The 14,384-nt window shown below is 58.0% G+C and carries 16 protein-coding genes; all 16 read right to left on the bottom strand.

Going from position 1 to position 14,384, the window contains the following annotated elements; translation table 11 throughout:
* Positions 1-3: 3 nt before the first annotated feature.
* The gene (locus ACR0DX_RS20645; protein ID WP_170356665.1) at positions 4-675 is read right to left on the bottom strand and encodes an HAD-IA family hydrolase; all 672 of its coding nucleotides are present in this window, start codon (positions 673-675) and stop codon (positions 4-6) included.
* Entirely contained in the window at positions 672-1,715 is a 1,044-nt protein-coding gene (locus tag ACR0DX_RS20640; protein WP_170356704.1) for an RluA family pseudouridine synthase, read from the bottom strand. Before ACR0DX_RS20640 ends, ACR0DX_RS20645 begins: the two co-directional genes overlap by 4 nt.
* Positions 1,716-1,819: 104 nt before the next feature.
* On the bottom strand, positions 1,820-2,626 hold the full coding sequence (locus ACR0DX_RS20635) for a crotonase/enoyl-CoA hydratase family protein (RefSeq protein ID WP_170356666.1): 807 nt from the start codon (positions 2,624-2,626) through the stop codon (positions 1,820-1,822).
* A gap of 74 nt (positions 2,627-2,700) precedes the next feature.
* Positions 2,701-4,011, bottom strand: coding sequence for a replication-associated recombination protein A (locus ACR0DX_RS20630; RefSeq protein ID WP_480847220.1), 1,311 nt, complete (start codon positions 4,009-4,011; stop codon positions 2,701-2,703).
* Positions 4,008-5,396, bottom strand: coding sequence for a trypsin-like peptidase domain-containing protein (locus ACR0DX_RS20625; RefSeq protein WP_170356668.1), 1,389 nt, complete (start codon positions 5,394-5,396; stop codon positions 4,008-4,010). The genes ACR0DX_RS20630 and ACR0DX_RS20625 overlap by 4 nt, the downstream gene beginning before the upstream one ends.
* Positions 5,397-5,456: 60 nt before the next feature.
* Positions 5,457-6,068: a YitT family protein gene (locus tag ACR0DX_RS20620; protein WP_170356669.1), complete on the bottom strand. Its 612-nt coding sequence runs from the start codon at positions 6,066-6,068 to the stop codon at positions 5,457-5,459.
* Between the two features lie 124 nt (positions 6,069-6,192).
* Entirely contained in the window at positions 6,193-6,615 is a 423-nt protein-coding gene (gene rplQ / locus ACR0DX_RS20615) for a 50S ribosomal protein L17 (protein ID WP_170356670.1), read from the bottom strand.
* A gap of 118 nt (positions 6,616-6,733) precedes the next feature.
* Positions 6,734-7,750: a DNA-directed RNA polymerase subunit alpha gene (locus ACR0DX_RS20610; RefSeq protein ID WP_170356671.1), complete on the bottom strand. Its 1,017-nt coding sequence runs from the start codon at positions 7,748-7,750 to the stop codon at positions 6,734-6,736.
* 114 nt (positions 7,751-7,864) lie between these two features.
* Positions 7,865-8,254, bottom strand: coding sequence for a 30S ribosomal protein S11 (rpsK, locus tag ACR0DX_RS20605; protein WP_008757289.1), 390 nt, complete (start codon positions 8,252-8,254; stop codon positions 7,865-7,867).
* 15 nt (positions 8,255-8,269) lie between these two features.
* Positions 8,270-8,638 carry a 30S ribosomal protein S13 gene (gene rpsM, locus ACR0DX_RS20600; protein ID WP_170332212.1) on the bottom strand — a complete coding sequence of 123 codons (369 nt, stop codon included), beginning with the start codon at positions 8,636-8,638 and terminating at the stop codon, positions 8,270-8,272.
* Positions 8,639-8,849: 211 nt separating this feature from the next.
* Positions 8,850-9,497: an adenylate kinase gene (locus tag ACR0DX_RS20595; protein WP_170356672.1), complete on the bottom strand. Its 648-nt coding sequence runs from the start codon at positions 9,495-9,497 to the stop codon at positions 8,850-8,852.
* Positions 9,494-10,858 (bottom strand): preprotein translocase subunit SecY, encoded by a 1,365-nt coding sequence (gene secY / locus ACR0DX_RS20590; RefSeq protein WP_170356673.1) that lies wholly within the window; start codon positions 10,856-10,858, stop codon positions 9,494-9,496. The genes ACR0DX_RS20595 and secY overlap by 4 nt, the downstream gene beginning before the upstream one ends.
* Before the next feature lie 109 nt (positions 10,859-10,967).
* Positions 10,968-11,441, bottom strand: a complete 474-nt coding sequence (gene rplO / locus ACR0DX_RS20585) for a 50S ribosomal protein L15 (RefSeq protein WP_170356674.1) — start codon at positions 11,439-11,441, stop codon at positions 10,968-10,970.
* Between the two features lie 150 nt (positions 11,442-11,591).
* Positions 11,592-12,464, bottom strand: coding sequence for a hypothetical protein (locus ACR0DX_RS20580; protein WP_480847215.1), 873 nt, complete (start codon positions 12,462-12,464; stop codon positions 11,592-11,594).
* Positions 12,465-12,584: 120 nt separating this feature from the next.
* Entirely contained in the window at positions 12,585-12,800 is a 216-nt protein-coding gene (locus ACR0DX_RS20575; protein WP_170356675.1) for a DUF1127 domain-containing protein, read from the bottom strand.
* 238 nt (positions 12,801-13,038) lie between these two features.
* Positions 13,039-14,298 (bottom strand): guanitoxin biosynthesis MBL fold metallo-hydrolase GntH, encoded by a 1,260-nt coding sequence (gene gntH, locus ACR0DX_RS20570; RefSeq protein ID WP_170356676.1) that lies wholly within the window; start codon positions 14,296-14,298, stop codon positions 13,039-13,041.
* Positions 14,299-14,384: the final 86 nt, after the last annotated feature.

Here is a 14,384-nt window from a genome sequence, read left to right as displayed (position 1 = left end):
GTCTCAGGTCCAGATTTGTTCCAGCGCATTGGGCAACTGGTCAAAGGTTTCAATGATGGTTGTCGCGGCCTCTAGCGCGGGGCGCGCGTGATAACCCCAGGTGACGCCAACGCTGGGCACGCCCGCAGCGGTGGCCATGTCCATGTCAAACCGGGTGTCGCCGATCATTACGGTATCGATTGCCTCAACCCCCGTCTCGGCCCGCGCGGTGTCAATCATCGACGGGTGCGGTTTCGAGGGGTGATGATCTGCCACCTGCCGCGTGACAAAATAACCCTGCAGCCCGTGCCCTTCGATCAACGCATCCAATCCGCGCTGAGACTTCCCGGTGGCCACGCCCAGCAGAACTTCGGGGATGGCGTGCAACGCCTCAATCACCTCGCGGGCACCGGGATAGAGCGGCGATCCCGCCATACCCTGTTCCAGCCGATGTGCGTGGTACGCCTGTTTATACCCCTCGACCAGCCGCACCTGATCCGCGTCCGAATGCTGCGGCGCAAGCTGCGCCATCGCCTTGGGCAGCGACAGGCCAACAATGGACAGGATCGCCGGGCGATCCGGCACCGGCAAGGACAGCGCGTCGAAACTGGCCGTCATCGCGGCAACGATGCTGCCCTGACTGTCAACCAGAGTGCCATCCACGTCGAACAGCACCAAACGCAGCGGCGCGCTCATTGCAATTCCTCGAACGGGTCGTCGGCGGCCAGATCTTCGGTCCAGCCGAACGTGTCCCAGCTGTGTTTCATGTGATCCGGCAGCGGGGCCTTCACGGTGATCGTCTTGCGTGTCACCGGGTGTTCGAACGAGGCCTGCCGCGCGTGTAGGTGCAGCTTTTTGCTGATGATCCCGCCCAGCTGCGCGCCCCAGCCATCGCCGAGGTTTTCCTGACCCGAGCCGCCATATTTGCCGTCCCCGATGATCGGATGACCAATCGCCGCCATATGCGCCCGTAGTTGATGGGTACGGCCGGTGATCGGCTCCATCGCGACCCAGGCAGCGCGCCCGGCCACACGGTAGAGCGTGGCATAATGCGTATGCGCCCGTTTCGCGCCAGGGGTGTCGTTCACCTCGTTCAGATGGACGGGGATCATTTTCTCACCCTCGCCGTGCTTGCCGTGACCAGCAGCCTTGACCAGACCAGTCTTGATCTCACCCAGATAAGGGGTCGGCACACCTGCAACCAAGGCCCAGTAGATTTTGCGCGTATCGCGATGCCGGAAGGCCGCCGTCAGCCCCTTGGCGGCCTCGCGCGTACGGGCCAGCAGCAGAACGCCGGATGTGTCCTTGTCCAGCCGATGCACAAGACGCGGATTTTCGTCATAACCAAAGCGCAGCGCCTCGGACAGGCTGTCAACGTGCCGCATCTGTCCGCTGCCGCCCTGCACCGGCAGGCCATGCGGTTTGTTAAGCGCCAGCACGTGATCGTCGCGGTAGATGACACAGGACTGGATCATCTTGGCATCCGCATCCGAAATGCGTCGCTTGACCTCGGCCGGTTTGTGATCGGCATCGGGCAGCGGCGGCACCCGCACGACCTGTCCGACCTCAAGCCGGGTCGCAGCTTTCACCCGCCCACCGTCCACGCGGAGCTCACCCTTGCGGCACATCTTTTCGATGCGGCCCTGGCTGACATGTGGAAACAGGCGGCGCAGCCACCGATCGACCCGCTGGTCGCCATCGCCTTCTGCCACGGTGATCATCTGTACGCCGCTCATGCCGATATCCCTTTCGCGCGCCGGATCCGCGCGGGTTGTGTGCCATTCAGTGCCATTGAAAACATGCGCGTCTGTGGCGTGACTTACCGGCAGAGTCAACCCGGTCAGATATTGGTAAAGTCACCCCCGCGCCCGGCCCCATCCCGGAACCTGCCCGCCCCGGTGGTGCCTTCGCGGCGGATCGCTTCCAGCCCGTTGGCCCATTCGACCTTAAGCGCTTCGCGCACCGGCATCCCCCGCGTTTCGATGATCGAGCGGCGATCGGCTCGCACCGCCTCTTGCGGAAAGCGGGCGATTTCATGCGCCATGGCCTCGGCTGCGGCGCGGGCCTGACCATGCGGCACGATCTTTTCGGCCAATCCGATATTGTAGCACTCCTGCGCCTCAACCTTGCGACCGGTCAGAGCGATTTCCAAAGCTTTGCCCTGCCCGACTAGGCGCGGCAACCGGACTGAACCCCCATCCATGAGCGTGATCCCCCAGCGGCGGCAATAGACACCCAGGTATGCGGTTTCCGCCATCACGCGGATATCACACCACAGCGCCAGCTCCATCCCGCCAGCCACAGCCGCGCCCTCAACCGCGCCTATGACGGGTTTGGACAGCTCCAGCCTTGATGGCCCCAATGGCCCGACTATCGAGGGCGCCGAGCCGATGGGAAAGGACAGACGGTCAAAATATGCCTCACGCAAATCCGGGTCAGAGAGAGTGGCTGCCAGTTTCAGATCCCATCCAGCGCAGAAATTCCCGCCCTTGCCCCAGAACACAGCCACCTTGGCCGGGCCGCCTTCAAATTCCAGAAACGCGTCGACCAGCGCCTCGGCATGGATAGTGTCCACGGCATTCCGGGCCTCGGGGCGGTCGTGGATGATAGTCCAGACGTCATCGGTTTTGTCTATGGATACGGTCATGAGCTTCCTCCCTGAACTCTCATGACCCAAGCCAAGCGCGATTTTACCGCCCTGTCGCCCTTGACGCAGCGGCACTAACGATTGCGTTGGGCCCGTAGCTTGGCGAAATACTCCAGACGTTTCTTCAACTCTCGCTCGAACCCGCGCTCGACCGGCTGGTACAGGTCCGGGCGGTCCATGCCATCGGGAAAATAGTTCTGGCCCGAAAACCCATCCTCGGCGTCGTGATCATAGGCATAGCCCGCACCATAGCCCTGTTCCTTCATCAACGAAGTCGGTGCGTTCAGGATATGTTTGGGTGGAGGTTCACTACCCGATTTTCGCGCCAGTTCGCGAGCAGCCTTGTAGCCCGCATAGGCCCCGTTCGATTTGGGTGCCAAGGCCAAATAGACCACCGCCTGCGCCAGCGCCAATTCGCCTTCGGGACTGCCAATCCGTTCATAGACTTCCCACGCATGAAGCGCCAAAGCCTGTGCCTGCGGATCGGCCAAGCTGATATCCTCGACCGCCATGATGGTCAGACGCCGCGCGATATAGCGAGGGTCTTCACCCCCTTCCAGCATTCGGGCAAACCAATACAACGCCGCATCCGGGTCTGAGCCACGCACCGATTTGTGCAGCGCCGAGATCAGGTTGTAGTGCTCGTCCCCCGACTTGTCGTATTTCGTCGCGCGCCGCATCAGGCGGGTTGCCAGCACCTCGCGATCCAGCGGAGTATCGACTTTCCACGCCGCAATCTGTTCGATCAGGTTCAACAACGCCCGCCCGTCGCCATCAGCCATCTCGTGCAACGCCTCACGTGCAGGGCCGGTCAAAGGTAGAGCCTTGCCCAGCTCCTTTTCAGCGCGCTGGGTCAGACGTTCCAGGTCGGCCAAATCAAGGCGTTCCAGCACCAACACTTGCGCGCGGCTCAACACAGCGGCGTTCAGCTCGAACGAGGGGTTCTCGGTTGTCGCCCCTACTAGCAGAATCGTGCCGTCCTCCATATGGGGCAGGAAGCCATCCTGCTGGGCCTTGTTGAAACGATGAATCTCATCCACGAACAGCAGCGTGCCCTGCCCGTTCTGATGGCGGATTTTCGCGGCCTCGAACACCTTTCGCAGATCGGGAACGCCGGTAAAAATCGCACTGATCTGAACGAAATGCAGATCGGTTTCCTGCGCCAAAAGCCGCGCGATGGTGGTCTTGCCCACCCCCGGCGGCCCCCAGAACACCAGACTGGACAAGCTGCCCGAGGCCAGCATCACCCCCAAAGGCGCATCAGGGCCCAACACCTGTTCCTGCCCGATCACCTCGGCCAGTGTCTGCGGGCGTAGCCGGTCCGCCAAAGGGCGATGCGCAGGTGGCGCAGGCCGGTCGCCCCCGGTGTCGAACAGATCGCTCATAGCCGGAACCGCAGCGAAACCGAGCGCCCGCCACGCAGCAATTCAAACTGAATCCGGCGGCCCGGATCGGTCAGCGCGCGGGTAACGTCATCGGGATGGGCAATCGCGTTGCCGTTGATGCTGTTAAGAACATCCCCAACGCGCAACCCCGAGCGCCCGCCATACCGCCCGGCATCCAACACAACCACGCCGGTTTCCGTCAACCGCAGGCCCATCTTGGCGATCACCGCCGGGTTGATACGCGAGATCACCAGCCCCGGCATCACCGTCCGATCATCCAGCGTGGTTTCATCCGCCGAGGGCGTATCAGGGGCCGGGATCAGGGCAACCTCGACCTCATCCTGCGTCCCACCACGCAACAAGGTCAAAACCGACGTGCCACCGACGCCGGCAACAGACATGCGGAACTTCATCTCGGCGGGGGAATTGACTTCATCCCCGTCCACATGCGTCACCACATCGCCTACACGCAACCCGCCCTCAGCCAAGGGGCTGAGCGGGTGGAGGTTGGAAATCACCACGCCCTGTGGGATCGCCATACCCAGAGATTCCGCGATATCTGCGCTCATGTGTTGACCCGAGATTCCAGCCCAAGGGCTGACGAACTGGTCATTACCTGCCTGCGCCTGCCGCAGGAATTCGGCCACCAGATTGGCCGGGATCGCAAAGCCGATGCCGTTCGATCCGCCCGAACGCGTCAGGATCGAGGTATTGATCCCGATCAGATCGCCATTCACATCAATCAGCGCCCCACCTGAATTGCCCGGATTGATCGCCGCATCGGTCTGAATGAAATAACCCCGCGCGTTACCGGTGGCCGTGCCCGTCCGCGCCAGACCCGAGATGATGCCCGAAGACACCGTCTGCCCCACACCAAACGGGTTGCCGATGGCGAGCGCAAGCTCACCCACCTCAACCTGATCGGAATCGCGCAGCGGCAAGTAAGGCAGCCGCTCAGCGTCCTCCAACCGCAAAATGGCGATGTCGCTTTCCTTATCGCCCAGCACCACCTGCGCCGAGAACTCGCGCCGGTCGGTGGTGACAACACGGATTTCTGTCGCCGTGCCGACCACGTGGTAATTTGACACCACATAGCCGTCGTCAGACAGGATCACCCCCGATCCCAGCGAGTTCTGTACCCGCTGTCGCGGCTCATTGAACCCGCCGCCAAAAAACTCCTGAAAGAACGGGTCCGAGAAAAACGGGTTCGCCCGCCCCTGCCGCACGATCTTGGCATAGATATTGACCACCGCAGGCGCGGCCTCTTTGACTATCGGCGCAAAGCCAAAGCTGATCTCGGCCTGCGATTGCGGCACCTTGGTTTCAGCATGGGCGGGGGTTTGCAACAGGGCAAAAGGCAGACAAAGCAAAAGCGCGCGGAGCATGTGACCCTCATGGATGTTTACGGATTGATATGTCCGCAACACCGACCGTTTGCAAGATCGCTATGAGTTTGCAGACCGACCATAACCGGGCCGACCGGTGCCGCTTTGGGCCACGTCGAAGTTCCATACGATTGCCATATTGGTGATCACAGCCCCAAGGAAGGAATACAGCAGTTGCGACGGGCTAAGCACAAAGGCCGAGGCCAAAAATACCATGACATCGACCGAAAGTTGGAACCACCCAGCCTTCAGGCCGGTCCTATGTTCCAGAATAATCCCCAGAATAGTCATCCCGCCCGCCGAGGCATTGTGGCGGAAGATAGCAATCAATCCCATGCCGCTACACGCACCCCCAAGAACAGCGGCGACCAGCGGGTCAAGCCGTTCGAAGATGACTATCTTTCCCAACAGTTGTGAAAGCGTCGAAATCCCGATCACCACGACAATCGTCCGAATAGCAAAAACAGGGCCGCGTTTTGCCCAAGCCAGTATCAGAAACGGGATACCGATTAAGAAGAACAAAGGGCCAAATCCAATCGGCAAAACATAGGAAAGCAAAAGCGCAAGACCCGCAGTTTGCCCTGTCACCAAACCAGCCGCTTTAAGAAAAACGACGCTAAGGCTTGTCATGACGATACCAAAGGCAAGGCCCTGAACATCAAATACGGACATGCGAACGGACACGAAAAGCTCCGGTTTTAGCGCAGGACGCAAACCTGCTAGGTTTATCGCGCAATTAAAAAGAAAAACCCCCGCGTCTGGGACGCAGGGGCCAAAGTCAGAAAGCGAAGCTTTCTTATTCTTCGTCTGCGGCCTCTTCGGCGGCAACGCGAGCCTTGTCGGCTGCGCCTTTGGCGTCGACGTCGCGATCCACGAATTCGATGATCGCCATCGGAGCCATGTCACCATAGCGGAAACCGGCTTTCAGGATGCGGACATAACCGCCCGGACGCTCGGCGTAGCGGGGGCCCAGAACTTCGAACAGCTTGGCGACGTCTTTGTCTTCTTTCAGCTGAGCTGCGGCCTGACGACGGGCGTGCAGGTCGCCGCGCTTGCCCAGAGTGACCAGCTTTTCGATGATCGGGCGCAGTTCTTTTGCCTTGGGCAGAGTTGTTTTGATTTGCTCATGCTCGATGAGCGAGCCAGCCATGTTTGCAAACAGAGCCTTACGGTGCTCATGAGTACGGTTCAGGCGGCGGTAACCACGTGCGTGACGCATTGTTCAATTCCTATCTTGCGTTTTTGCTTTGTCTGGCCGGCGATGCGTGTCACCGGCTCTCCTTGGGGCATCATCGCCCATACAGTCCCCGGCAGCCCGGGCATTGGGGAAGACGCGCTTAGAACGCGTCTTCGAATTTCTTCGCCAGATCTTCGATATTGTCGGGCGGCCAGTCCTCGACATCCATGCCGAGGTGCAGACCCATGCCGGACAGCACTTCTTTGATCTCGTTCAGCGATTTGCGGCCGAAGTTCGGGGTGCGTAGCATCTCGGCTTCGGTCTTCTGGATCAGGTCGCCGATATAAACGATGTTGTCGTTCTTCAGGCAGTTTGCCGAACGGACCGACAGTTCCAGCTCGTCCACTTTCTTCAGCAGCAGCGGGTTGAACTCCAGACCATCGTCCTCGTCCTGGCGGCCAGCCGATTCCGGCTCGTCGAAGTTGACGAAAATCGACAGTTGATCCTGCAGGATACGAGCCGCATAGGCCAGCGCGTCCTCGGGTGTGATCGAACCGTCGGTTTCGATCTTCAGGGTCAGCTTGTCATAGTCCAGAACCTGACCTTCACGGGTCGGTTGAACGTCATAGGCAACCTTCTTGACCGGCGAATAGATCGCGTCGATCGGGATCAGGCCGATGGGTGCATCTTCGGGCTTATTCTTCTCAGCCGAGACGTAACCCTTACCGGTGTTGACAGTCAGTTCCATGAACAGGTCGGCGCCATCATCTAGGTGGCAGATGACGTGATCGCGGTTCAGAACCTCGATACCGGCGCTTTCGCTGATGTCACCTGCGGTGACAACGGCTGGGCCTTTGGCATTGATCGACAGGCGCTTGGGGCCTTCGACTTCCATGCGCAGCGACACGCCTTTAAGGTTCAGGATGATGTCGGTGACGTCTTCGCGGACACCTGCGACCGACGAAAACTCATGCAGAACGTTGTCGATCTGGACGCTGGTGATGGCCGCACCTTGCAGCGAGCTCATCAGAACGCGGCGCAGCGCGTTACCCAGAGTCAAACCAAAGCCACGCTCCAGCGGCTCAGCAATCAGCGTTGCCTGACGCGCAGGATCGTTTCCCGGCTTGGCGTCCAGCTGGGTTGGCTTGATCAATTCTGCCCAATTCTTGTGGATCATGTAATCCCTCCATTCCTGTCCGCGCCCCATGACCAACAAGGTGCAGACGCCCGAGGTTCAAAATGACGTGCTGGGGCCGTGCAAAAACACAGCCCCAGCTCAATTCAAAATCGCTTAGACGCGGCGACGTTTCGGCGGGCGGCAGCCGTTGTGAGCGATCGGCGTCACGTCGCGGATCGACGTGATGTTGAAGCCCACAGCAGCCAGCGCGCGCAGAGCCGATTCACGACCCGAACCGGGGCCCTGAACTTCGACTTCCAGCGTCTTGACGCCATGTTCCTGCGCCTTTTTGCCTGCATCTTCTGCAGCCATCTGAGCGGCGTAGGGTGTCGATTTCCGCGACCCTTTGAAGCCCATGGTACCGGCAGACGACCACGAGATGGCGTTGCCTTGTACGTCCGAGATCAGGATCTTGGTGTTGTTGAAGGTCGAATTCACATGGGCAACGCCCGATGCGATGTTCTTACGCTCTTTGCGCTTAACGCGAGTCTTATCACGTGCCATCAGTCAGACCCTCCCTTATTTCTTCTTACCAGCAATGGCCTTTGCCGGGCCTTTGCGAGTACGAGCGTTGGTGTGGGTACGCTGACCGCGAACCGGCAGGTTGCGGCGGTGACGCAGACCGCGATAGCAGCCCAGGTCCATCAGGCGCTTGACGTTCATCTGAACTTCGCGGCGCAGGTCGCCTTCGACGGTGAAGTTTTCGTCGATATATTCGCGAATTTTCAGAACTTCGGCGTCGGACAGTTCGTTGACGCGACGGGTCGCTTCAATGCCAACGGCTTCGCAGATCGCTTTGGCCGAGGTGTTGCCGATTCCGGTGATATATGTGAGGGCGATAGGTACCCGCTTTGCAGTCGGGATGTTTACGCCGGCAATACGTGCCACGTGTCACTTTCCTTTTCGTTGCGGTTCCGTAACTCCAGAACCTTTTTTCACAACGCTTTACCGTGGCAGTGTCGCCAGAGGGTTCAGCATTATTCGAGGTGGTCGGGGCGGTTGGGACGAATCCCGTACGCAGTCTTGATTCCCCTTGGGGATGGGGGTCGATATGGGCTTTTGGCGGTGCCGTCAAGCCCATATTCAAATGCGGGTCGGGTCAGGCGTCCAATGCGGCTGCAATCGCGCCCTGAACCTCGTCAATCTCGCCCAGACCATCGACCCAGGACAGGTTGCCCTTGGCGTGGTAATAGCCGATCAGCATCGAGGTTTTCTTGTAATACTCCATCAGACGGGTCTTGAGGCTTTCCTCATTGTCGTCCGCGCGGCGCTTGAAGTCACCTTCCTTACCGCAGTTCGAGCATTTGCCATCCGCCGGGATCGGTTTGGTGATGTCGTTATAGACTTCACCGCAACCGCCGCAGGTTGACCGAGCCGTGATACGCGCGACCAGAGCGTCGTCGTTCACTTCCATCGCGATGACCGCGTCCAACGCCTCGCTGGTGCTTTCCAGCAACTCACCCAGCGCATCAGCTTGGGCAAGAGTGCGCGGGAAACCGTCGAAGATGAACCCGCCTTCAGCGCCTTGTTCCAACTTTTCGCGGATCAGACCGATCACGATCTCATCGGTCACAAGCTGGCCCTTAGCCATCACCTCGGCCACGCGGTTGCCCATTTCGGTGCCGCTGTCCTTGGCCTCGCGCAGCATGTCGCCAGTGCTCAGCTGGACCATGCCGCGGGTTTCAACCAGGTGACGCGCTTGCGTTCCTTTACCTGCCCCCGGGGGGCCGAGAAGAATGATGTTCATCGACGAGCGGGTCCCTTCCTGCCGCGTTTCTTACCTTTGCCACGCAGTTGGGACTTTTCAATAAGCCCTTCGTATTGATGCGCCAGCAGGTGGCTCTGGACTTGTTGGATCGTGTCCATAGTCACAGAGACGATAATCAGAACCGAGGTACCGCCGAAATAGAACGGGATGGCAAACTGGCCCCGAAGAATTTCAGGCAACAGACAGACCGCCGCCAGATAGGCCGAACCCAGAACCAGCACGCGGTTGACCACGTATTCCAGATACTCGGCGGTTTTCTTGCCTGGTCGGATACCCGGCACAAAACCGTTCTGCTTTTTCAGATTGTCCGCCACATCGTCCGGTTTGAACGACACGTTGAACGTATAGAAATAGGCAAAGAACACGATCATCGAGGCGAAGAACAGCAGGTACAGCGGCTGACCGGGGCCAAAGTTGGCCAGCAGCCACGACATCACCGGCCCGTTGGTTGCGCCCGACGAGAAGGTCGAAATCGTCACCGGCAGCAGCAACAAAGAGCTTGCAAAGATCGCCGGGATCACGCCCGCAGGGTTCACTTTGACCGGCAGGTGGCTCGAGCCGCCCTCATAGATCTTCATACCGGCCTGACGGCGTGGGTATTGGATATGGATCTTGCGCAAAGCGCGTTCCATGAAGACCACAAAGGTAATCACGGCAATCACCATCACGATCACACCGATGATCACAGCAGGGCTGATCGCGCCCGAGCGGCCCGAAGCAAAGAACTGTGCCAGAGCAGCCGGAACTTCGGCGATGATGCCCACGAAAATGATCAGAGAGATACCGTTGCCGATGCCGCGTGCGGTGATCTGCTCACCCAGCCACATCAGGAACATGGTGCCACCAACCAAAGTGATCATGGTCGACAGGCGGAAGAACAGGCCCGGATCGGTCGCCAGATCGCCCGATTCCAGCGACACCGCCAGACCATAAGCCTGAACGGTGGCCAGCGCCACGGTACCGAAACGAGTATATTGGTTGATTTTCTTGCGTCCCTGCTCGCCCTCTTTCTTGAGCTGTTCGAGCGCGGGAACCATAGATGTCAGCAGCTGCACGATGATCGAAGCTGAAATGTAGGGCATGATGCCAAGGGCAAAAATCCCCATCCGCCCCAGCGCCCCGCCAGTAAACATCGAAACCATACCGCCGATGCCCTGCCCCGCTTGCTCCATGAACTCGCGCAGTGCTTGGCCGTCGATGCCCGGAACCGGAATGAAGGTGCCCAGACGGTAGACGATCAGCAATGCAAGCGTGAACAGGATGCGGTTGCGCAGATCGGTGGCTTTCCCAAGGGCAGACCAGCTTGTGTTGGCTGCCATTTGTTCTGCTGCTGATACCATAAATCGGTCTCTCTTATGAAAACACCGCCCGGAACCGTTTTCCGGCTCGGGCGGCGTCTTGGAAAACTCTGAGGTCTATGTAAGCGGGTCTTTGCCCGCTCACAAGCGCTTACTCTGCCGCAGCGGCTTTTGTGACCGTCAGTGAGCCGCCCGCTTTCTCGACTGCCGCAACGGCAGATTTCGAAGCACCGGTTACTTCCAGGTTCACTTTGGCGCTGATTTCGCCTTTGGCCAGTACGCGAATCCCGTCCAGCTTGCGACGAACCAGACCGGATGCGACCAACGCATCCTCGGTGATCGCAGCCGATGCGTCCAGCTTGCCGGCGTCAACGAATTTCTGGATCAGGCCCAGGTTGATAACGGCGAATTCCTTACGGTTCGGCTTGTTAAAGCCACGCTTGGGCAGACGCTGATACAAAGGCATCTGGCCGCCTTCGTAGCCGTTGATGGCCACACCCGAGCGGGATTTCTGGCCTTTGATACCACGGCCACCCATTTTACCTTTGCCGGAACCCGGACCACGGCCAACGCGGGTCCGTTTCGGTGCGGCGCCGGGATTGTCGCGCAATTCATTCAGTTTCATTTCGCTTCTCCTTAGCCGGATGTGACCCCCGAAGCGTGATGGGCCAAACGCGGCGTTTCTTGGTTTTGATTCTCATGGCCACAAGGCCACCGCAGCCCGATACAGCGTTGCGCCGATCTATGCAAGTTTGTTGTCAGGGCAACCCGAATTTCACGTGTGTAAAATGGGCGCTGCCGCCGGGTCGATACCGTGTTTTTCGATCAACTGCCCGACTAAACTGTTCGGATCAGGCACTCCTCCGAAACGGTTGCGCAAAATCGACCTCATCCGCCTGCCGTAAAAATGGATCGATACCGTATCGTCCTTGAGATAGGGCGACAGATCAACATCTGGTCGGGCAAGAGCCCGCCTCCGGGTAAAATTGACCGGGTAAAAGACATGCTCTGGCAGTGCGTAACGGATTTCTCCGGAGGTGTTCAGCGCCCATAAAACAGCACCCGGCCCCCAAGCGCCCCAATATTCCTCGGGTACATTTATTGGAGAGCCACTGTCCAGTGCGGCCTGCAACGTTTGTCTGTGTCGTTTTGGCAACCAGGGCGGGATGCGAAAAGGATCCCGCGTGAATTCGTTCAGCAACGCCAGCGCCTCGCTGTCTGGCGGTAATTTGAGGACGCCAATACCCATCGTTCCTTCAAGATACGCGTAGTAATGCCCGGTCTCTGTTTCGAAGGGTTTGATGCAATATGCATCCGTGTCAGCCCAAATCAGGTCCGGTTCCTGCGCCAGCATTCTGTAGCGAAATTTGTCAGCATGAGGTGCAGGACTGCCGGTTCGACCATGGGTAACGAATTCGCTATCCTGCAGAACTTCTCGCGCATCACGCTGCTCGACCCCGTCAGGGACATTTGAAACTGTCCCGTAGGTGTAAAGACGGACGGGTTGCCCAACATCCAAGAAAGACTTGATGCAGAGCTGCTCGAGGTAGCTTAGCGGGCCATCGACCCACAGCATGCCAATCTGGAATTCTGTCACCCTGTCCAGCCCTTCATTCGTCCCTAATTCGCAACGTGTTTGGCGGATCATTGCGCGGGCTGCAACGCAGGAAGTCCGATTTCAACGCCATCGTGTCAAACTAATCACCCAAACGCAAAGAGGCGCCTGCCGGCGCCTCCTGATCAAAGCCTTCGCGTGTTCGCGTTTTGGTTAAGAGCAATACGCGTGTTCGCGTGCGATGTCCTTGATGTCACAACGACGCACACCGATGTCGTTCAATTCACGGTCGCTCAGACCCTGAAGCTCGGAATAGGTGCGGTTGTACTCGGCGCGCAGGGCATATGCCTCTTTAACGCGGGCGACGAGCGTTGCGATGCGGGCGCTCAGGCCAAAGCCCTCGCGAGTAAATGTTGCTGTGTTAGCCATGGTTCGATTCCTTTCTGAGCCCAAGGCGAATTCCTCGGGATACTGTTTGCGTTCCTGTTTGGGACAGCGTTCAGATAAGGAGGACGGGTATCGCTAACAACGGATGTTTCGGTCTATCCGGTATGCGTTGGGGGAATGGCCCATAATTGGGTGCTTGGCACTACTTAAGACACGATCCGCTTTGCGGACAAAGCCGACCTTGGAACTTGCAATTCTTTGGGGTGCTCCGACGCCTTATTCACTCTTGGAAGGGAATGCTTGTATAAGCTCCGACCTCGTCATTTCCTGTGCGTTCGTTGAATGCCCTGATCATTTCGTTTGTAGCTTCTGCTGCCCCGAGGTCCATGCTCTCGAGATCAAATTCGGAGAACGGGAACTCTGCAGCTGAGTCAGGCGGTTGCTTGGGCATTTGTACTGGTGCCGGGAAAGACTCTTCATTGGGCACTCCTTGACGAGTACGAATACTATCTTTGGTTACATTCCAGGTCATGAAATCAGCCGCCAAGTCCAATGGCCCATCATATGTCTCTCGGATTGCTGAATAGACGGCCAGCGCGATGTCATGATCGTTTTGGAAGTGGTAGCAAACCGCCAATCTTGGTTCCGTTTCGGACATAATCTTGCCGAATGCTTGCGCGGAAGTGTGCCCTTGAGAACCAACAAAAATTGCTTCCGAAGGGGCAAACCCATATTTCTCGATCATGAAATCTGGAGGGGTGAAGCACTCATGAATTGCAAGGTCCGCACCTACCGCATGCTCTCTCCACCATCGCGTAGGTAGCGTGTCGGATGAAAAAGCAAACTTCAGACCGTTCCATTCAAGTAGAAAACTAACTGATTGTTCACCATGTATGGCCGGCAGGGTTCTGACCTGAACACCGTTTTCGTCAAAAATGACGTTATTCACGATTTTCCAATCGAATTCGTTAACCTCAAGTTGAAGCCCTCTGGGGTCGACCGCCGCCCCACGAGTCGCTTCTTCCCATGCCCACATTTTCTTCATGTGATCTGCCCAAGACTTTGTTCCCCACTCAGGCTTGATACCTTCCGGCCCCCAAAGGCGAACAGGCGTTAGACGGTTGTTTACGGGACCGGTGAAATAAAAGGCTGGAAAATCGCCAGCATGATCTAGGTGCAGGTGACCCAAGAAGACTTTATCCAGCTGATCCAGTGGAATCCCAAGCGCCATGATCCTTTCATAGGATCCCTCTCCCATATCGAAGATAAACTTTTCGCCATTTCCCAATTCAACCAAGAAACATGCCGCAGCTTGTTTCAGACGCGGCTGAGGCATACCAGTGCCGCAGGCGACAACTCGCATTTCGTCAGGACCCAGAGCCTCGGTTCCTGGATAATAAACAGTTTGGTTAGGAAACGGCTCCGTCCTAGACCATTCGGCTGGATCATTACTTTGCGCGCCTACAGTATTCGCCGAAGCCCAAAAAAACATAGATATTAACGCCAAAATACAGTTTCTGTTTTGGGCGGAAAAAGCCATTGCAATTGCCTCCGATTAGGACCACCGGGAATTTTCAATAGTGTGAAGCCGACTCATAATAGGATCGCAGATTTTGAATACGTCTG

The organism is Ruegeria sp. D3, from assembly GCF_056534465.1.
The sequence above is the reverse complement of the archived record's forward strand: the minus strand, read 5'-3'. Positions and strand labels throughout refer to the sequence as shown.